15 protein-coding genes and 2 pseudogenes are annotated in these 19,315 nt (G+C 70.6%); 8 read left to right on the top strand and 9 right to left on the bottom strand.

Annotation, left to right across the window (positions count from 1 at the left end; genetic code table 11):
• Positions 1-8: 8 nt before the first annotated feature.
• The 4 genes from D7223_RS18295 to arfA are packed head-to-tail and all read right to left on the bottom strand — an operon-like array spanning position 9 to position 3,881.
• Positions 9-689, bottom strand: coding sequence for a carbohydrate ABC transporter permease (locus D7223_RS18295; protein ID WP_238162113.1), 681 nt, complete (start codon positions 687-689; stop codon positions 9-11).
• Positions 602-973: a carbohydrate ABC transporter permease gene (locus D7223_RS33630; protein ID WP_238162114.1), complete on the bottom strand. Its 372-nt coding sequence runs from the start codon at positions 971-973 to the stop codon at positions 602-604. The genes D7223_RS18295 and D7223_RS33630 overlap by 88 nt, the downstream gene beginning before the upstream one ends.
• Before the next feature lie 6 nt (positions 974-979).
• Positions 980-2,308 carry an ABC transporter substrate-binding protein gene (locus tag D7223_RS18300; RefSeq protein WP_120729638.1) on the bottom strand — a complete coding sequence of 443 codons (1,329 nt, stop codon included), beginning with the start codon at positions 2,306-2,308 and terminating at the stop codon, positions 980-982.
• Between the two features lie 58 nt (positions 2,309-2,366).
• Positions 2,367-3,881 carry an arabinosylfuranosidase ArfA gene (gene arfA, locus D7223_RS18305; RefSeq protein WP_120729639.1) on the bottom strand — a complete coding sequence of 505 codons (1,515 nt, stop codon included), beginning with the start codon at positions 3,879-3,881 and terminating at the stop codon, positions 2,367-2,369.
• A gap of 147 nt (positions 3,882-4,028) precedes the next feature.
• On the opposite strand from arfA, the gene D7223_RS18310 reads away from it, so the two are divergent.
• Positions 4,029-5,036: a LacI family DNA-binding transcriptional regulator gene (locus D7223_RS18310; protein WP_120729640.1), complete on the top strand. Its 1,008-nt coding sequence runs from the start codon at positions 4,029-4,031 to the stop codon at positions 5,034-5,036.
• A gap of 156 nt (positions 5,037-5,192) precedes the next feature.
• On the opposite strand, the gene D7223_RS18315 is transcribed toward D7223_RS18310, so the two are convergent.
• From D7223_RS18315 to D7223_RS18325, 3 genes and pseudogenes are all read right to left on the bottom strand, one after another.
• Positions 5,193-5,918 carry a methyltransferase domain-containing protein gene (locus D7223_RS18315; protein ID WP_120729641.1) on the bottom strand — a complete coding sequence of 242 codons (726 nt, stop codon included), beginning with the start codon at positions 5,916-5,918 and terminating at the stop codon, positions 5,193-5,195.
• A 155-nt stretch (positions 5,919-6,073) separates the two neighbouring features.
• Positions 6,074-6,319 (bottom strand): annotated as a pseudogene (locus D7223_RS18320) (hypothetical protein); the annotation flags it as partial.
• 38 nt (positions 6,320-6,357) lie between these two features.
• Positions 6,358-7,995, bottom strand: a complete 1,638-nt coding sequence (locus D7223_RS18325) for an ABC-F family ATP-binding cassette domain-containing protein (RefSeq protein WP_120729643.1) — start codon at positions 7,993-7,995, stop codon at positions 6,358-6,360.
• 153 nt (positions 7,996-8,148) lie between these two features.
• Here D7223_RS18325 and D7223_RS18330 point away from each other — a divergent pair, with 153 nt between their 5' ends.
• The 6 genes and pseudogenes from D7223_RS18330 (at position 8,149) to D7223_RS18355 (ending at position 14,977) form a co-directional block, all read left to right on the top strand.
• The gene (locus D7223_RS18330) at positions 8,149-8,910 is read left to right on the top strand and encodes an ROK family protein (RefSeq protein WP_120729644.1); all 762 of its coding nucleotides are present in this window, start codon (positions 8,149-8,151) and stop codon (positions 8,908-8,910) included.
• Positions 8,911-8,999: 89 nt separating this feature from the next.
• Entirely contained in the window at positions 9,000-9,368 is a 369-nt protein-coding gene (locus D7223_RS18335) for a tetratricopeptide repeat protein (protein WP_120729645.1), read from the top strand.
• A 72-nt stretch (positions 9,369-9,440) separates the two neighbouring features.
• On the top strand, positions 9,441-9,695 hold the full coding sequence (locus D7223_RS18340; RefSeq protein WP_007465523.1) for a Smr/MutS family protein: 255 nt from the start codon (positions 9,441-9,443) through the stop codon (positions 9,693-9,695).
• A gap of 95 nt (positions 9,696-9,790) precedes the next feature.
• Positions 9,791-11,233 (top strand): pentapeptide repeat-containing protein, encoded by a 1,443-nt coding sequence (locus tag D7223_RS18345; protein WP_120729646.1) that lies wholly within the window; start codon positions 9,791-9,793, stop codon positions 11,231-11,233.
• Between the two features lie 2,365 nt (positions 11,234-13,598).
• Positions 13,599-14,682 (top strand): annotated as a pseudogene (locus D7223_RS18350) (IS110 family RNA-guided transposase).
• A 40-nt stretch (positions 14,683-14,722) separates the two neighbouring features.
• The gene (locus D7223_RS18355) at positions 14,723-14,977 is read left to right on the top strand and encodes a hypothetical protein (protein WP_120729647.1); all 255 of its coding nucleotides are present in this window, start codon (positions 14,723-14,725) and stop codon (positions 14,975-14,977) included.
• Positions 14,978-15,650: 673 nt separating this feature from the next.
• On the opposite strand, the gene D7223_RS18360 is transcribed toward D7223_RS18355, so the two are convergent.
• Positions 15,651-16,097 carry a MarR family winged helix-turn-helix transcriptional regulator gene (locus tag D7223_RS18360; RefSeq protein ID WP_158610907.1) on the bottom strand — a complete coding sequence of 149 codons (447 nt, stop codon included), beginning with the start codon at positions 16,095-16,097 and terminating at the stop codon, positions 15,651-15,653.
• A gap of 90 nt (positions 16,098-16,187) precedes the next feature.
• On the opposite strand from D7223_RS18360, the gene D7223_RS18365 reads away from it, so the two are divergent.
• Complete coding sequence (locus D7223_RS18365; protein WP_120729649.1) at positions 16,188-16,757, top strand: hypothetical protein; 570 nt, start codon at positions 16,188-16,190, stop codon at positions 16,755-16,757.
• Positions 16,758-16,869: 112 nt separating this feature from the next.
• Here the strand turns inward: D7223_RS18365 and D7223_RS18370 are convergent, their stop codons facing one another.
• On the bottom strand, positions 16,870-19,293 hold the full coding sequence (locus tag D7223_RS18370; protein WP_120729908.1) for a M28 family peptidase: 2,424 nt from the start codon (positions 19,291-19,293) through the stop codon (positions 16,870-16,872).
• Positions 19,294-19,315 lie beyond the last annotated feature (22 nt).

Genomic DNA, 19,315 nt, shown 5'->3' on the forward strand with positions numbered 1-19,315 from the left:
GCGGTCCCTCAGTCTTCCCGGTAGCGGAAGAGGCGGAAGTTGGCGATGCTCACCACCGCCAGCATCAGGGCGAACACGATGCTCATCGCGGCGGCCCGGCCGGCGTCGTTGTCCCGCAGCCCCTCCTCGACGATGAACCAGACCACCGTGCGGGTCTCGGTGCCCGGCGCGCCCTGGGTGATCAGGAACGACTGGCCGAACACGTTCGCCGAGGCGAGCACGGTCGTGGTGATCACGAAGAGCAGCACCGGCCGCAGGCCGGGGAGCGTGACGTGCCGGAACCGTTCCCAGGTGCTCGCGCCGTCGACCTTCGCCGCCTCGTAGAGCTCCTGCGGGATGTCCTGGAGACCGGCCAGGTAGATCACCGCGTTGAAGCCGGAGGTCCACCAGACGGTCACCCCGACCAGCGAGACCCAGGCCCACGGGGTGCTGGTCACCCACGGGGTGTCCGCCGGCAGGCCGAGCACACCGGCGATCCGGTTGACCAGGCCCAGGTTCGCGTCCAGCAGGAAGCGCCAGAGCAGGCCGATGACCGCGACACCCAGGACGTACGGGGCGAAGTAGACCGCGCGGAAGAAGGTGCGGCCGGGGAACGAGCGGTTCAGCAGCAGCGCCAGCCCCAGCGGCACCACCACGAGCAGCGGCACCGCGAAGAGCGTGAAGATCCGGTGGCCCGTACGCTCTGCCACCAGTCGCTGTAGATCGCCGACTCGCTGGAGAACAGGTCCTGGTAGTTGTCCAACCCGACGAACGGCCGGTTGGGCAGCTGGAAGTCCCACTGGTGCACGCTGAGCCAGAGCCCGAGCACGATGGGCAGCAGGCCGAAGACCCCGAAGAGGACCAGGTACGGAGCGAGGAAGAGGTACGGGATCGCCCGTCCGGTCCGCTTCACCGGGGTCTTGCGCCGGGCCGGGCCCGCCGCCGGGGGCGGCGCGTCACCACGCGCCGCCCCGACCTCGATCACGTCCGCCACGGGAGATCAGCTCCCGTACTTCTTGCGGTTGTCCTCGAGCTGCTTGTTGGCCTTGGCCACGCCGTCGTCCAGGGCCTGCTTGGGCGACTTCTTGCCCAGCGCCGCCTCGTTGAAGGAGTTGTAGAAGGTGGTCATGACCTCGCCCAGGCCGGGGGCCGCCGGCGGGAACGCCGCGTACTCCAGCTCGGGGGCGAGCGCGTTGACCTCGGTGAGGGCCTTGAAGCCGGCGTCCTCGCGGACCGTCTTGCGGGCCGGCACCTGGCCGCCCTTGGCCCAGTCCAGGGAGTGCTCGCTGAGCCAGTTGATGAAGACCTTCGCCGCGGTGACCTTGTTGGCGTCGTTGGCCCGGCCCTTGACGATGGTGAAGTTGTGCGAGTTGGCCCAGGCGGCCTTCTCGGAGCCGATCTGCGGCAGCTCGGCGACGCCCCACTGCACGTCGGGGCTCTTCTTCAGGTCGTTGATCTGCCAGATGCCGTTCCAGGTGAACGCGTTCTTGCCGCTCTTGAAGGCGAGGTAGTCCGCGTCCTGGCCGACGTTGGCGGGGGAGTGCCCGAGCTTGACCATGTCGATCAGCCAGGTGGCCGCCTCGACCGCCTGGTCGGAGTTGAAGGTCGCCGCCTTCGCCTCGGCGTCGAAGACGCTGCCGCCCCACTGGTGCAGCAGCGAGTAGAAGGTCATGCCGCCGGTGAACTGGAACGGGCTGACCCAGAAGCCCTGCACGCCGGACTTCTTCAGCTCGGTGAGCGCGGCCTCGTACTCCTCGCGGGTGGTCGGCGGCTTCTCCGGGTCCAGGCCGGCCTTCTGCATCAGGGACTTGTTGTAGTAGAAGCCCAGCGGGTGCATGTCCAGCGGGATGCCGTACCGCTTGTCGTTGTAGAGACCGCCCTTCCAGACGGTCGGGGCGAAGTCACCCTCGGTGAGCTCCAGGTTCTTCGCCACGTCGTCCAGCTCGGTGATCACGCCGCGGGCGGCGAAGGTGGCGAGCTGGTCCATGTGCATGACCGCGATGTCCGGGCCGTTGCCGGTGGAGGCGGCGCCGGGGAGCTTGTTGTAGTAGTCCTCCCACTGGTACGTGGCGACGCCCACCGCGATGTTCTGGTGCTCGGTGTTGAACTGGTTGACCAGCGCCTTGAAGATGTCGCCGTCGCCGCCGGTGAACCCGTTCCAGAGCTTCAGGTCGACCTTCGGGCCGGTGTAGTCCTTGCCGCCGTTGCCGGCCGCGGGACCCGCGTCGTCACCACCGCCGCCACAGCCGGCGAGGGTCAGCGACGCCGCGGCGCCGAGGCCCACGCCGAGACCGAGGAGACGCCGTCGGCTCATTTCGGTGTGGATCATGATTTTTCACTCCTTGGGGGGACGGGATGAATTGTGCCTCGGCGGAGCAGGATCGCCATCAGCCGGCGGCGGGGGCGAAGCGCAGGACGTTCCAGGAGGCGGCCGGCAGGAGCACGGAGCACCGGCCGCCGTCGGGGGTGGGGGTGGTCATCTCCCGGGGCGTCACCCGGTCGGGCTCGGCCTCGGTGTTCGTCGCCGTCGGGTCGTCTCCGGCGGCGAGGCTCAGGTGTTCCACTGCGCGCAGGGCCGGCAGCCCGCGCAGGTCGAGGTCCAGGGGCAGGTCCGTCTCGCCCCGGTTGACCGCGAAGACGGTCAGCGCGCCCGACTCCTCGTCGTGCACCGCGACGGTGTCCAGCACCGGCACCTCACCGTGCCGCTTGGTCACGTACGTCGGTCCGACCGGCTCGGTGCGCAGTACGGTGCCGCGGGCGTACCGGGCGGTCAGTGCGAACGGGTGGAAGATGCTCTGCCGCCAGGCCGGGCCGCCGTTGCGGGTACGGATCGGGGCGATCACGTTGGCCAGCTGGGCCTGGGCGGCCACCCCGACCCGGTCGGCGTGCCGGAGCAGGGTGATCAGCAGGTCGCCGACGACCACCGCGTCGACCGCGGTGAAGTCGTCCTCGATCAGCGCCGGGGCCTCGACCCAGCCGCGCCGGTCCAGGTCGGCCTGGAGGCGGGACTCGTACCAGACGTTCCACTCGTCGAAGGAGATCTTCAGCTTGCGCTTGTGCCGCTGCTTGGCGGCCACGTGGTCGGCGGTCGCGACCACCTCGGTGATGAAGTTGTCCATGTCGACCGCCGAGGCCAGGATGCTGGCCCGGTCGCCGTCGGACGGGTCGTAGTAGGTGTGCGCCGAGATGTAGTCGACGTGCTCGTAGGTGTGCTCCAGCACGGTCGCCTCCCACGCGGCGAACGTGGGCATCCGCCGGTTGGAGGAGCCGCAGGCGACCAGGCTGATCGAGGGGTCGATCATCTTCATCGCGCGGGCGGCCTCGGCGGCGAGCCGGCCGTACTCGTCGGCGGTCTTGTGGCCGACCTGCCACGGGCCGTCCATCTCGTTGCCGAGGCACCAGAGCCGTACGCCGAAGGGGTCCTCGGCGCCGTTCTTGCGGCGCAGGTCGGACAGGTGGGTGCCGCCCGGGTGGTTGGCGTACTCCAGCAGGTCCAGCGCCTCCTGCACGCCACGGGTGCCCAGGTTGACCGCCATCATCGGCTCGACGCCGGCCTCGTCGGCCCAGGTCATGAACTCGTGCAGGCCGAACGCGTTGGTCTCGATCGTCTTCCAGGCCAGGTCCAGCCGGCGCGGGCGGTCGCCGACCGGGCCGACGCCGTCCTCCCAGCGGTAGCCGGAGACGAAGTTGCCGCCGGGGTAGCGGACCACCGAGACGCCCAGCTCCCGGGTCAGCTCCAGCACGTCGCCGCGCAGGCCGCGCGCGTCCGCCGTCGGGTGCCCGGGCTCGTAGATGCCGCCGTAGACGCAGCGGCCCATGTGCTCGACGAACGAGCCGAAGAGGCGCCGGTCGGCGGGGCCGATCGCGAAGGCCGGGTCGATGGTGAGCTGCGCGCTCCGCACGGGGATGCCACCTTCCTGTTGCCGGTACGGGTGGCCGGGGTCACCCGTCTACGTTGCTTTCTACAACGTTGTAAGCAACGTTGTAAAGGGTCGTGATCGGGCTGTGACACGGTAAGGTGCGGTCGAGTGGCATCGGGGAGGCGTCAAGTGCGGCACAGGCTCAAGGACGTGGCGGAGCGGGCCGGCGTCTCGGTGAAGACCGTGTCGAACGTCGTGAACGGCTACGTACACGTCAAACCCGACACCCGGGCCCGGGTCGAGGAGGCCATCGCCGAGCTGAAGTACCGGCCCAACCTCTCCGCCCGCAACCTGCGCAAGGGGCGTACCGGGGTGATCGCCCTGGCCGTCCCGGAACTGGACATCCCCTACTTCGCGGAGCTGGCCCGGCACGTCGTGACCGCCGCCGCCGAGCTGGGCTGGACGGTGCTGATCGACCAGACCGGCGGCGGCCGGGAGCAGGAACGGGTGGTCGCCGGCGGCATCACCGAGCACCTCATCGACGGACTGATCTTCAGCCCGCTGGCGCTCACCGCCGAGGATCTCGCCGGCCTGGACGGCACGCCGATGGTGCTGCTCGGCGAGCGGGTCGACCGCGGCCCCGCCGACCACGTCGGCATCGACAACGTGGCCGCCGCCCGCGAGATCACCGCCCACCTGATCGGGCTCGGCCGCCGACGGATCGCCGCTATCGGCTCCCAACGCACTCCCGAGGGGGCCAGCGCCCGGCTCCGGCTCGCCGGCTACGCCGCCGCGCTCGCCGACGCCGGCCTCGACTTCGACGAGACCCTGGTGGCGCCCGCGCCGGCCTGGCACCGCGCGGAGGGCGCGGTCGCGATGCGGTCCCTGCTGTCCCTTCCGGTACGCCCCGACGCCGTCTTCTGCTTCAACGACACCCTCGCCCTCGGTGCCCTGCGCGCGCTGCACGAGGCCGGCCTGCGGGTGCCGGAGGACGTCGCGGTGGCCGGGTTCGACGACATCGAGGACGGGCGCTTCTCGGTGCCCACGCTCAGCACCGTCGCCCCGGACAAGGAGCGCATCGCCCGCCTGGCGGTGGAACTCCTCGCCGACCGCATCGACGGCGACCGCACCGCCAGCCCCCGCGAACTGCCCGCCCCCTACCGCCTGGAACTCCGCGAAAGCACCCAGGGCCCCTAACCCCCCACCCCCACCCCACCCCCCCACCCCGCTCCGGCCTCACCCCACCCCGCTTCGCTTCGGGTGATCATGGGGTTGGCGGGTGGTTCGATCTCCCATCCACCCGCTAACCCCATGATCGACGCAGTGGGACGGCAGTCGGGGATCAGCTCACGGTCAGGCGAAGAAGCGGGAGAGGTGGGATTCGGGTGGGGGATCCGCGTCGGGGGGTACGGGGGTCAGGTCGGCGAAGATGGAGGCGCCGTCGCAGCCGGCGTGCAGCGGGTACCAGCGCGGTGTCCCGGGCGGGCGTTGCAGGCAGATGCCCTTGAACGTCTGGACGTCCAGCAGCCGCACGTGGGTCGGGTCGGCCACCGCGTTGACGTGTCCCCACCAGGGGCTCATCACGTGCAGTACGCCGCCGGGCCGGAGCACCCGGTGCGCCTCGTCGACCAGCGGCAGGAAGTCGATCAGGTGCTCCAGGATGTGGACCGCGAAGAACACGTCCACCGAGTCGTCGGCCAGCGGCAGTGACCGGGACAGGTCGGCCACGGCGTTCACGCCGGGCGCCGGGTAGATGTCCAGCCCGAGGTTGCCCGACCACTGCTTGGTCGGGCCACAGCCCAGGTCCACCACCACCGGGTCGCGGCCGCCGACGCGCACCTTGCACCAGACGGCGAGCACCCCGGCGAGCCGGCCCACCCGGTCCCGGACCAGCCGCAGCTCGTCCGGGTCGGCGACCTCCCCGCTCAGGTGCGCCACCCCACGGTCGAAGCGCACGTCGACCGCCAGGCCGCGCAGCCGGTCGTCGTGCCGGGCCTGGTCGGCCCACGCCTCGGTGAGGAACCCGTCGACCGCCCGCAGCCGTTCGGCCGAGGGCGGAGTCTGTGCCAGCGCGACCATCGGCCCACCTCCGGCCGCCCGTTACCCGGATCCGCGCCCGTTATGCGTAACTCGTTCCACCGCCGGGCCGGGCGGCGCGACGGTCAGCCGGAGATGGTCCGCCGGGACCGGCCCGGCGCCCGCATCCGCTGCCGGGGCTGCGGAGCGGCCGGCTTGGGCCGCTTCAGGTGGTACCGGTGCAGTTCGTTGTTGCCGGGCAGGGACGGATCCTCGCTCATCGCGACCAACTCCCACCCCTGGTCACCGGCCCGGTTGAGATGGGTCAGCGCGGTGTCCCCGTACGCCGTCACGTCCACCATCGAGCCGTCCGGCCCGTACCAGACGAAGACGACCTCCCAGCCGGCGTCGTTCGAGGCCGCCTGGCGGCGACGGACCAGCAGCGCGTACTCCCACTTGAGCATGGGGTCATTCTCACCCGGCGCGGCCGGGCCGGCACGGATCAATCCTCGGCGATCCGTCCGGCGTCCACCCGCAGCCGCCGGGTGGTCGTCACCGCGTCCAGCATCCGGCGGTCGTGGGTGACCAGCAGCAGGGTGCCCGGGTAGGTCGCCAGCGCCGACTCCAGCTGCTCGATCGCCGGCAGGTCCAGGTGGTTGGTGGGTTCGTCCAGCACCAGCAGGTTCACGCCCCGGCCCTGGAGCAGGGCGAGGGCCGCGCGGGTCCGCTCGCCGGGCGACAGGGTCGCGGCCGGCCGGGGCACGTGCGCCGCGCGGAGGCCGAACTTGGCCAGCAGCGTCCGCGCGTCGGCCGGCGCCAGGTCCGGTACGGCGGCGCGGAAGGCGTCGATCAGCGGCGCGTCGCCGAGGAACAGACCACGGGCCTGGTCCACCTCGCCGACCACCACACCCGGGCCGAGCGCGGCCTGCCCGGCGTCCAGCGGGAGCCGACCGAGCAGCGCGGCGAGCAGCGTCGACTTGCCGGACCCGTTGGCCCCGGTCAGCGCGATCCGGTCGGCCCAGTCGACCTGGAGGTTGACCGGCCCGAGGGTGAAGGCTCCCCGGCGTACGACGGCGTCCCGGAGGGTGGCCACGACGGCGCCGGCGCGGGGCGCGGCGGCGATCTCCATGCGCAGCTCCCACTCCTTGCGGGGTTCCTCGACCACCTCCAGGCGTTCGATCAGCCGCTGGGTCTGCTTGGCCTTCGCGGCCTGCTTCTCGGTCGACTCGGCGCGGAACTTGCGCCCGATCTTGTCGTTGTCGGTCGCCTTGCGCCGGGCGTTCTTCACCCCCTTCTCCATCCAGGAGCGCTGGGTGCGGGCGCGGGCCTCCAGATCGGCGCGGGTGTCGGCGTACTCCTCGAAATCCGCGCGGGCATGCCGGCGGGCCACCTCGCGCTCCTGGAGGTATGCCGCGTAGCCGCCGCCGAAGTGGTTGACCTGCCGCTGGTGCAGGTCCAACTCCAGCACCCGGGTGACCGTCCGGGTGAGGAACTCCCGGTCGTGGCTGACCAGCACCGTGCCGGCGCGCAGCCCGGTCACGAACTCCTCCAGCCGCTCCAGGCCGGCCAGGTCCAGGTCGTTGGTGGGCTCGTCGAGGAGGAAGACGTCGTACCGGCTGAGCAGCAGCGACGCCAGTCCCGCGCGGGCCGCCTGGCCGCCGGAGAGGCCGGTCATCTGCTGCCCCAGGTCGACGGCGAGCCCCAGCTCGGCGGCGACCTGCTCGGCCCGCTCGTCCAGGTCGGCCCCGCCGAGGTCGAGCCACCGCTCCAGCGCCTCGGCGTAGGCGTCGTCGGCACCGGCCGCCCCGGCGCCCAACGCCTCGGCCGCCGCGTCCAGCGCGGCCTGCGCGTCGGTCACCCCGGTCCGCCGGGCCAGGAACGCGTGAACCGTCTCGCCCGGCCGCCGCTCCGGCTCCTGCGGCAGGTGCCCGACGCTCGCGGTGGGCGGGCTGAGCGTCACGTCGCCGGCCTCGACCGGCGTCAGGCCGGCGAGGGTACGCAGCAGCGTCGACTTCCCCGCCCCGTTCGGCCCGACCAGCCCGACCACGTCTCCCGGCCCGACCACCAGGTCCAGCCCGCTGAACAGCTCCCGGTCCCCGTGCCCGGCCGCCAGCCCCTTGACTACCAACGTCCCACTCATCGCCGCCGACCCTATCCGGTGCAAGGAAGGGCCCCTTATTAACGCCTGGTGTAGTAAAAGGGTCCCTTCCTAACGGCGGTCGGCGTTCGGCGGGAAGGCGGCGGTGGGCGTCCGGGGGGACGGGGGGCGGGAACACGAGGCAGACTCATCCGGGTGGTGACCACACTGGCGATCGACTGCGGCGGCGGGGGGATCAAGGCGTCCGTCCTCGACGCCGCGGGGACGATGCGGGCCCGCCCGCTGCGGGTGCCGACGCCGTACCCGCTGCCGCCCGCGCTCTTCGTCAAGACGCTGCTGGCCCTGGGCGGCCGGTTGCCGACGGCGGACCGCCTCACGGTCGGCCTGCCCGGCATGATCCGGCACGGGGTCGTGGTGGCGACCCCGCACTACGTCACCCGGTCCGGCCCCCGCACGAAGGTGGACCCCGGGCTGCTCGCCGAGTGGTCCGGGTACGACGCGCGGACCGCCCTCGCCGACGCGTTCGGCGTACCGGCGCTGGTCCTCAACGACGCCGAGGTGCACGGCGCCGGGGTGGTCGCGGGCACCGGCTGCGAGCTGGTCCTGACCCTCGGTACGGGGCTGGGCAGCGCGCTCTTCGACGGCGGTGTGCTCGCCCCACACCTGGAGCTGTCGCACGCCCCGGTGCGCTGGGGCACCACCTACGACACGTACGTCGGCGAGCCCGAGCGGCGCCGGCTGGGCGACGCGTTCTGGTCCCGGCGGATCCGGCAGGTGGTGGACGGGCTGCGTCCGGTGTTCCGTTGGGACCGGCTCTATCTGGGCGGGGGCAACTCCCGGCTGATCCGGCCGGAGCAGCTGGCCCGGATGGGTGACGACGTGGTGGTGGTGCCGAACACGGCCGGCATCGTCGGCGGCGTACGCGCCTGGGACCTCGCCGCCTCCCGGCCGGTCTAGGGACGATCCGGCCCGGGAACAGTCGCGGTACGACGAGTGTTGTGCCAGCGTCGGTGGTGTGACGGCGGGACACGAGGGGGTGGGTCGAAATGGATTTTCTGGCCGAGTACCGGCGGGCGACCATGTTCTTCGAGGCCGGTGACCCGACCGGGGCGGCCCGGCTGCTCGAGCCGATCGTGGCGGCCGAACCCGGCAACGCCTCGGTGCGGCAGTTGTTGGCCCGGGCTTACTTCCAGTCGGCCCAGCTCAGCCGGGCCGAGGAGCAGCTCCGGGAGCTGATCGACCGGGACCCCAGCGACCACTACGCCCACCACGTGCTGGGCCGGACGTTGGAACGGCTGAACCGGCCCGCCGACGCGCTGCGGCACCTGCGTATCGCGGCGGCGATGCACAGCCACAACGACGACTACGCCACGGCGCTGCGCCGGGTGGAGAGCCGGGTCGGCGCGGGGCGCTGACGGAGTACGGGAGGGCGGGGACGCGGTGACGCGTCCCCGCTTTCGTACGATGGGCCCGGAGGTGGGTACGGCGTGAAGCTCAAGCTCGACCTGCACGAGATCTTCAACAAGGGGCAGGACATCGACCGCGCGCTGCGCGGGATCATGGACGAGGCGGTGGCGAAGAAGGCCACCCTCGTGGAGATCATCCCTGGCAAGGGGTCGGGTCAGCTCAAGAAGCGGGTGCTGCGGTTCCTCGACCAGAAGGACGTCAAGCAGCTCTACCACCGGGTCGAGAAGGACTCGAAGAACTTCGGCCGCCTCTTCGTGCACTTTCGCTGGAAGTAAGAGCCCCGGCTGCTGGCCTCCCACGCTTCCCCCGACATGGCCCGCGACCAGCCGAAACGCCTTCCGTTGGGCGCAGATGCGCTACAAGGTAAGACGTGCAGCTGCCCGCCGATCAACCGCCGTCCCGTCTAGATACCAGCATCGTGGTCCGGCCGATCTCGGCTGCGGACGGCCCGGTGCCGGCACTACGACTCTGGAGCATCCGCCGGTCGATCACCATCGCTGTTACCTTTGCTCTCCTGCTCGTGGCAGCCATGCTCGCGGGCGCTCTTTGGTACGCGGGATGGCCGAGCGTCAAGCGCGACGCCATGGTCACGCCAAGTACGCTGTTCGAGCTCTTGAAGCTCGTCTTCGCCGTCGTTGCGGGCGTCGGCGGCGTGGCGGCTCTGGTGGTCGCCTACCGCAGGCAAAGAGTCGCGGAGCACACAAACGCGCTGGCTGAGTTTGCTCATCATTTGGCGCATGCTGCTGACCAACGAGCCGAAGCGACGCAGGCCCTGGCTAAAGCAGCAGATGAGCGAGCGAAGGTGGAAACGGACCGTAACGGTGTCCGATTGCTTAACGAACGTTTCGCCAAGGCGTCCGAGCAACTCGGGTCCGAGAAGGCCGCAGTACGTCTGGCGGGAATTCACGCCCTAGCCGGTCTCGCAGACGACTGGCAGGATGGTCGACAGACGTGCGTTGACGTCCTCTGCGCATACCTTCGCATGCCATACAGCCCACCCCCGGCGCACTCACTCGATACGCCAATGCCTGCGAATGAGGCGGCATTGAGCGAGGGTGAGATTGGGCAGGCCGCGCGCGAGGAGCGGGAGGTGCGTCAGACCGCAATTCGGCTCATTGGCAGACACCTCCGTGCGGCGACCGAAGGGGTTGTCTCGTGGCAGGGCCTTGACTTCGACTTCACCGGCGCTGTCTTTGACGGCGCTGACCTTTCGGGAGCGGACTTCAGCGGCGGGAAAGCGTCCTTTGCTGGAGCGACGTTCGCCGGCGGGTTTGTGTCTTTTCTTGGGGCGACGTTCAGCGGCGGTCTTGTGTCGTTTCTTGGGGCAAAGTTCATCGGCGGGCTTGTGTCCTTCAGCAAGGCGAACTTCAGCGGCGCCGAAGTGGCCTTCTCCAGGGCGTCGTTCAGCGGTGGAGAGATCTCCTTTGCTGGAGCTCACTTCGCCGGACCTGTTTCCTTCGACTTCACGACCTTTGACGGTGGGAAGGTCTCGTTTCTTGCTGCCACCTTCAGCACTTGGGAGGTTTCCTTCTGCGAGGCTTCGTTCGACGGTGGAGAAGTGGACTTCACCGAAGCGGAGTTCAGTGGCGCGAGAGTGCCCTTCACTGGAGCGGAGTTCACCGGTGGGACGGTGTCCTTCAAGCGGGCAGAGTTCAGCGGGAGTCCCGTGTTCAGCGGGAGTCCCGTGTTCTTCTTTGGGGCGAAATTCCGCGGGGGACAGGTGTCTTTCGACGGCGCGATCTTCACCGTCGCACCCGAGTTCGATCATTGGCCGGAGGATCAGCCCCCAGACGGTCTGCGTCTGCCGGCATGAAGGTGGCCGCGTTCGCGTCGCCAGGTTCGCTGGGTCCTGTCCCGGCACCTGCGGTTGACCGCCTCTACGTCCTCACTCGCAAGTTTGATGGCAATCTAGGTCTCCAGCTGGTAGCTCTCGGCTTCGAAATGCACCGACTGGCAGCTGCCACCATCAACCTACGCATTACGAGTCGGTCCCCGCCTCCTGCTCCTGGTCGCGGGCGCTGTTCCCACCTGGTTGTCCCGGTCCGCGCTCGTTCGCTGATGCTCGTCGGCTTGGCTGCTCGCTTGGCTGTTTCAGAAGTTCTCCGGCAAGATCTCCGCGCGACCTTGGTACGAGCGGCTGGGACGTCGGGGCGGGCGCACAGCAAGGCAGACCGCTCCTGTATCGCTCTGCCTGGGACAACAGCGGCCATAGATGTGGCCACGGCGACCAGGAGTGATGGCGCGTGCTTCGGTGGGCGGCGAGCAGCTCAGCGCCGGCGCGGGAGTCGCGTAGCGAGTGATGCCATACCTCTAGCACCCAACGTCGGGGCACTACCTTGCGCCGGACGTACAGGCCGAGGGTGTCGTACATGCCGACGGCGCGGTTCATGAGGTAGAAGTCCTGCGAACGATCATCGGGGAGTTGCCCGGACCTGCCGGCGTCGAACAACAGCCGTCGCCCCTGCTGTAGTTCTGGGGAGATTAGCTGTTCGTGCATGTACCGGTAGGCGTCGCGCCGCTGTTGGGCCCGCTGCACAAGCACTGTGCTGAGCGATAACGCCACGGCGAGGGTCGCGATCACTACGCCTAGCAAGTCCTTGTAGATGTTTACCCACTGCACGAGGTCAACGTAGCGCCGGAGAACAAGCCCGCCCGGTGCTCACGCAACAGGCCACAGCTCCACGGCGTTGGATATCTCGCTGACAAGCTCTGTGCGCGCCGTCCGGCAGGGTCCCGTCCAGGTCTGCGCCCTCGGGCGGCTGTCCGCGCTCGGCAGCCGACGGCTGCCCCCGTCTGGCCGGTTGCTGTCAGCGCTGCTGTCGGCGCTGCTGCCGCACACGGTTTAGGAACGGAGTAGCGCTAGCACGGGCATCTCGTGTCCTACCAGGAGGTGCGTCCTCCGGCCATCCAGCGTGACGCTGGCTCATTCCGCGCATGTTCCGGATCTTGTGGCGCTAATCCCTGGTGACTTCCTCGCGACTGCTTCCAAGCACGCAGCCGTCAGGATCCGACCGCGCCTTCTGAACTCCCAGCAGCGATCCGTCAGGCAGGGTGACGGCGATGACCGGTACATACTCGCGGCCGTCGGGTTCCCAACCGATCACTCTGCCGACGTCGCGCTGTCGAGCCCGCGCAGCCGGCGACTTTCAAAAACCTTCTTTTCTGGCTCGCATGCTTGATGTGTGAGACGACCGACTCGGGACTTCATTCATTCCATGAGGTCGTTCGGCATCTCTATCCTAATGATCTCCTCTATCGGGTATTGCGCAAGCGTATGAGGTCTAAGCAGATGGACGAGGGTGCCGCCGAGGAGCTGCGTAGCATCAGGCTCGGGCCACGCTTGCGCCATGAGGTGAGCCGCTTCTGTCCGCCTTGGGCTGACACGTGGATGAAGGGAGACCTCTCCATAACAGGTGCCCCTTACTAGAAGCCCTCATGTGCCTTCCCGTATGCCATCGACCCGCCCTCCTGGGGAGCGGGCCGCCGTCCGGCCCGCCACGTCAAGCGGACCTTGACGCACGTTCGCACGCTGGCGGGGTCGGGCGGTGGTCTGCTCGGCATGCCCGGGTCGGTGGCAGGCGGGATGGCCTACCGCAACCACCCACGGACCGCGACCCGCCGACGGAGCCCTAGCCATCCTGGAGCCGGAGCGCCCCCGCCGGAGGCGCAGTAACCGCAACCCGCGACCGCCGCCAGCTCGCCGACGCGGCCGGCGTGCGCTCCCCTACGCCGCGCGGGCTCTTGGCCGCGCGGCCCGGCCGGCTGCCGGCCCATCACACCCACGTTCAACGGCCTGTCGTTCTGCGGCGGCCCCTTGGGCTTCACGCTTTCGCGCCAGCCGCCGGGCAATGGCGTGGCTGGCCCCGACCGGCCACGGGAGGGGTCAGACGCGCGCCCAGGCGGCGGCGCGTGCGGCCCGTCGCGGGCCGCCTTTAAGACGTACAGAAACTTTGAACGGGGATTATGGGACGTGTCCCCGCCGGCCGGGCCTGACCCGACTTTGAACTGGCTCCGTGCCCTCATGTGGACCCGTCGACCCGGTTGGCGGGGGCACCTCTCTCGGCACCTGCACGGGCCGGCGTGGTGACCTGATTAGGAGCTCGGGTTCGTCCCTCATCCCCGTTCTGTCCAGCGTTCTCCTCGTGCTCGGTGGTCGAGCCTTGCCGTCAATGCAGCAGGTGGGAGGCAGCGTGAGCGAGGACCAGGACGTGACTGTCGGAGTCGACACGCACAAGGACGTGCACGTCGCGGCGGTGTTGGACCAGACCGGTCGGGTGTTGGGCACCCGAAGCTTTCCGACGACGATGCGCGGCTACGCGCAGCTCGCCACATGGGCCGAGTCCTTCGGCACGGTTGCCAAGGTCGGTCTGGAAGGCAGCGGCAGTTACGGCGCCGGGCTGCTGCGGTTCCTGACTGACTACGGCCTGACCGTGGTCGAAGTCGACCGCCCAGACCGATCCACCCGCCGCCGGATCGGCAAGACCGACACCATCGACGCCGAGTCCGCCGCCCGGGCGGTCCTGTCCGGCCGAGCCAGCGGCACCCCGAAGACCCGTCACGCCCAGGTCGAGATGATCCGGGCTCTGCGTGTCGCCCGCCGCGGAGCGATGAAGGCTCGGATTCAAGCCGGAGGTCAGGTCGAAGCGCTCATCGTGTCGGCCCCTGAACCCGTGAGGCAGCTGGTGCGCGGGCTGGCCGGCAAGAAACTCATCCGCGTCTGCGCCCCTCTAAGGCCCGGCACGGTGTCTGATCCGGCGACCGCCACCAAAGTCGCGCTGCGTAGCCTCGCCCGGCGCTGGCTCGCCCTGCAGGCCGAGATCGACGACCTCGACAGCCACCTGGCCGCCCTCGTCACCGCAGCCGCCCCGGATCTGGTCGCGCTGCCCGGCGTCGGCGTCGACACCGCCGGGCAACTCCTCGTCACCGCCGGCGACAACCCTCACCGCTTGCACTCCGAAGCGGCCTTCGCCCGGCTCTGCGGCGTCGCCCCCATCCCGGCCAGCTCCGGACGAACCGACCGCCACCGTCTACACCGTGGCGGCGACCGCGACGCCAACCGCGCCCTCTGGCGCATCACCCTCGTCCGCATGCGCTGCCACCAGCCCACCAAGGACTACGTCACCCGCCGGACCGCAGAGTGGCAAGACCAAGACCGAGATCATGCGATGCCTCAAGCGCTACATCGCACGTGAGACCTTCCACCTGCTCGCGTCGCCACCTCTGGACCAGGCATCCTTGCCTGGTGCCACCGCTACTGACTGAGGACGAGTACAAGGCAACGATGGGACCCCACCCCACAAGAGTGGGCCTGGACCAGGAACCCCCCTTCGACTTCTGGCCCTACTTCGACTCCATCCCCGAAGAAGACTTCCACGGGCACGACTTCTCCGAAGGCCGCGTCACCTACGCCTGGCAGTCGCCAGACGGGGCACACCAACACGTCCTGGTCGACTGCGAGACACCAAACGTGTTCCTGGTCCTCGTGCTCGACCTACATGCCTGCTCGGTCCTCGGCCACCACCTACTCGACCTCAACCGGCTCTACGGACTCACCTGAGCCGGGCAACCTGCCCCACTTGACGGAAATAGGAGCGTCAACTTCGCCGGCAGGTGGCCGGTTCGTACATACGTTCGATTAGGCTGCTGCGAGTGGAGGTGCGTGGTCGGTGGTGGAACGGCGCTTGGGGTCGCATGGCTCGGCGCGACATTTGGCTGCTCGCGGACGGCCGCGTCTGGAGGGTTCGTGGCCGTCTCGGCGGTGACGGAGGGCAGGAGGTGTCGTACGACTTCACCGACGAGGCATCCGCCTGCGCGATGGGTCGAACGGATGATAAAGACCTCGGCCGGGACCTGGCGAGATCTCACGGAGGCTATCCGGCAGGAGTCCAACCGCCGGCGGACTCAGTAGCTGGATCGGTTGCCCCCGTTAGCGCCAACCGCAGGTGTCTGCCCGGACGTGCCCAAGACGCTCAACTCTCAAGGTCAACTTATCCCGGGAACTCGGGCCAGGGTCCCCCGCGTGGCCCGAGGCGATCGACAGGACGCGGAACCTGGTCGACGCGGCCCTATCTGGCGCTCGGCTGGCGGTGGCCCGGTGATGTCCGGTGTGTGCCCGACCTGTTCCCGCGAACTTGGGCTGCCGCTGCGCCGCAGGTCAACGCGCTGGTTTGCTCCTGTTCACACACCTTCGCTGGAAGTAACCCCCACCAGGACGCGTCCCGAGGCCCGTCTCAGGCCTCGCCGACGTGGTCCTCCAGAACGGCCAGGAGGCGGCTCAGCTCCTGATGGCCCTGTTCGCCGAGTCGCTGTCGAGCGGCGGCGTCGAGGGTGCCGACCAGCCGGGCGGCCTCGTGGAGCAGTGCCGTCCCGGTGTCGGTGACCCGGACCGGCGCGGCCCGGCCCCGGCCGCGCTCCTTGGTTCGCTCGACCAGCCCACGGGACTCCATCTGGTCCAGCAGCGGGCCCATGCTCTGCGGTGTCGTCAGCACGGCCCGGGCGAGATCGGCGGAGGTGATTCCGGGCGACTCGGTGAGTACCGCGAGGACGCTGAACTGCCGGGGGGAGAGCCCGGTCGGGGCGAGTGCCGAGGCGAAGCGGCGCTCCAGCCGGCTGCCCAGTCGGACCAGGCGGTACTCCAGGAACTCGTCGGGTTGTCCCCCGGTCGTACGGCTCGTCACACGTCCACCGTACCGAGGCCGGCCGGCGGTGGCAGCGAGTATCAGATGCCTGATACCGTGAGTATCAGTTAACTGATACTAGGAGGCCTCATGTCTGGCACCACGACCGACCCGACCGGATCGGCGCTGCTCCGATCCACCCGGGTGCTCACCCTGGTGGCGGCGCTCTGTCTCGCCGTGCAGCTCTTCGGAAACCTGTACGAGGAACTCGTCAGCAACGTCGCCGTCCTCGCCCGGCCGCAGCCCGGCGAGGCAGTGGGTGCCCTGGACGCCGGCAGCCCGCTGTACTACTACCTGCCCTGGGCCCCGGTCGGGGTGATCCTGGTCGCCGTGCTCGCCCACCGGATGGCCGTCCGTGGCGCGCCGGGCTGGGTGGTTCGCCGGTTGCGGCTCGCCCTGGCCGCCCTGGCCGTCGCGGTGGCGGCGAAGGCATTGCTGATCTCCTCAGTGAACCCGCGCTTCCGGGACCCGGCCGAGGAGGCCGCAACGTTGCGGGAACTGGCGGTCGTCTGGGCCGGTGTCAACGGGGTGGCGATCGTCGCCGTGGCCGTCGCGCTGACGCTGTTGCTGTCCTGGCGTGCTCGAGTCGCCGACCACGGCGTCTCCGGCCCGGCCCGACCGGCCGCCCCGCTCGTCGGCGTGAGCGCGCCCTCGTCCTGAGCCAGCCCCGGTCCTCACCCCGCGATCCCGCACTTTCGGTTGTTGAAGTGCGCCTTGGATCCCTCCTGTTGCGGGACAAGTGCAAGATCGCGGGGCGGGGGGAGCGGGTGGGTCAGATCGGGTAGGTGCGGGCCACGGCGAGCATTTCGGAGCTGTGCGAGCCGACCACGCCCACGTCGGGCGGGCGGGGGCGGAAGCCGGGGAGGGCGTCCAGGCCGTCGCTGGCGTCCATCACGCGTACCGCGACCTGGCCGGCCTTCGGCGTGAGCGTGAGGGTCACCTCGACGCCCTCGGCGGGCGGGGCGTGGAAGACCACCCCGAATCCCCAGCGGCCCGCGCGTGGCTCGACCGGGACGGACCGGCCGGCCACCTCGGCACGCAGCACGGTCGCGGTGCCGGTGTCCACGTGCAGGGTGGTCAGCCGGACCGCGCGCTGCGGGGTGAGCCGCAGCCGCAGGGTGCGGTCCGCCCCAGCGGTGGTGTCGGCGAGCACGTCCAGCTTCGGCGCCGGCAGGTCGGCCGCCTGCGCCGGGCCGGACAGCAGGTCGTCGTCGCCGATCCCGGGGAACTCGTCGGCGACCGACCCGGAGGAGCCGACCGACCCCGGGGAGTCGACGTAGGTGTCGGTCCAGGGCTGCGGGTCGGACTCGTGGCTGAGCCAGCGGGCCTGGCCGGTGCCGGCGTCCAGCGCGTACATCAGGTGGGTGGGCACCGGGTGCGCGGCGTCGAACCGGTCCACGGCCAGCCCGACCCCGGCGAACACCACCGCCGCGAGACCGGCCGCGACGGCCGGCAGCGCGCCGAGCCGGCGGGCCCGCAACGCGACCAGGCCGCGCTGGCCGCCGGCCTGCGGGTGCAGCAGGTCGACCACGGGCAGGGCGGCCAGGCCGAGCAGCACCGTGAACAGCGCGGCCACCCCGCCCATCGCCATGCCGAGCGCGGGGAAGAGCAGCACCACGGTCGGCAGCAGGATCAGCACGGCCACCGCGCCGGCCAGGGTCACCGCGACCACCGGCCACGGGCCGTCGATCCGGGTGGCCAGCGCCGCCAGCCCGGCCGCCGCGCCGGCCAGGGCGGGAAGGGTCGCCAGGTACGCGCCGCCGGGCACCAGCACCGCGAGCAGCACCCCGAACACGGCCAGCCAGGCCAGCCCGCCGATCGCCAGGGCGGCCGGGCCGATCCGACGGCGGGTCAGCGCGTACCAGCTGAACAGGACGGTGGCGGCGAGCGCCACCACGGCCAGCCGGTACCAGGTCGGCCGGTACGGGTCGAGCAGTTCGGCGTAGCCGGGTCGCAGCGCGGTGATCGCGGTCCACAGCAGGTACGCGCCCAGCGGGGCGAGCAGCACCGGCACCAGCGCCAGGCCGAAGCCGGCGAGGAGGCGGCCGGTGGTGGTGCGTCCCCGCCGCCGGGCGAGCCAGCCCAGGGCGACCACGCCGGCCAGCGCCAGCAGGGCCAGCGGCAGGGTGAGCCAGCCGGGGTAGCGGACCAGGCCGCCGAGGAGCGGGAAGTACGTCGAGTCGTGCCCCGCCGCCAGGGTGTCCAGGTCGACCCGGCCGAACTCACGGGCCAGGCCGAGCGCGTTGTCGCCGTGGTGCTGGAGGCTGGCCCGGTCCATCGAGGCGGGGGTGTCCAGCGGGGTGTGATAGATCGCCCCGCCGTCGATGTAGGCCGAGTTCAGCCCGACGAAGCCGTTCTCGGCCAGGAACGCGGTGAAGTCGGTGTCGTTCGGCAGGGCCCGGTAGATCTCCACCGCGAACGAGGTGCCGACCGGGTGCGGTGCGGCGCGGCCGAAGACGTCCACCAGGGCGGCGTTGTCCCGGGACGTCTCGAACATGATCACCGGGCCGGTGGAGCCGCGCGCCTCCAGGTTCAGCACCACGCCGCCGTCGGCGGCCAGCGGGTGGCTGGAGGCGAACGCGGACGCGCCGCACAGGCACGCCTCCTCGGCGTCGGTGAGCACCAGGACCACGTCGTTGCGGGGCCGGGGGCCGGTGGTCAACGCGCGGGCCACCTCCAGGATCGCCGAGGTGCCGGCCGCGTCGTCGTTGCCGCCCGGCCCGGACTGCACCGAGTCGTAGTGCGCCACCAGGAACACCTTGCCGGTGGGATCGGTCCCGGGGACCGTGGCGACCACGTTGCGGACCCGGGCCAGGGTCGCCCCGCCGGCCGCGCCGGAGAGCTGCCCGGCCTCCGGCGCCACGGTGTCCTGCACCTCGGGGGACAGCCCGAGGCCGCGCAGGACGCCGACGATGTGCTCGCGTACCTGGTCGTTGGCGGGGCTGCCGGCCACGTGCGGACGGGCCGCGATCACCTTGACGTGCTCGTACGCCCGGGCCGCGCTGAACTCGCCCGGCGGTGCGTCGGCCGGCCGCGGTGCGGGAGGGCGCAGGTCGAGCAGGGTGCCGGCGCCGACGGCGACCAGCGCGACCAGCGCGGCCAGCGCCGCGACCAGCCGGCGGCGCGGCCGGGCGAGCGCGCGGTCCGCGGCCGGTACGCGGGATGTCGGACCGGCCGGCGCGCGGTCGGCCGGAATGGGTGGTGCGCCCACGGTGACT

This window comes from Micromonospora endolithica, assembly GCF_003626595.1.
Lineage (GTDB): Bacteria > Actinomycetota > Actinomycetes > Mycobacteriales > Micromonosporaceae > Micromonospora > Micromonospora endolithica.

Excerpts from the sequence above, each read along its gene's own strand:
- D7223_RS18300 (WP_120729638.1), bottom strand. The coding sequence starts at position 2,308 with ATGATCCACACCGAAATGAGCCGACGGCGTCTCCTCGGTCTCGGCGTG.
- D7223_RS18315 (WP_120729641.1), bottom strand. The coding sequence starts at position 5,918 with ATGGTCGCGCTGGCACAGACTCCGCCCTCGGCCGAACGGCTGCGGGCG.
- D7223_RS18325 (WP_120729643.1), bottom strand. The coding sequence starts at position 7,995 with ATGAGTGGGACGTTGGTAGTCAAGGGGCTGGCGGCCGGGCACGGGGAC.
- D7223_RS18335 (WP_120729645.1), top strand. The coding sequence starts at position 9,000 with ATGGATTTTCTGGCCGAGTACCGGCGGGCGACCATGTTCTTCGAGGCC.
- D7223_RS18365 (WP_120729649.1), top strand. The coding sequence starts at position 16,188 with ATGTCTGGCACCACGACCGACCCGACCGGATCGGCGCTGCTCCGATCC.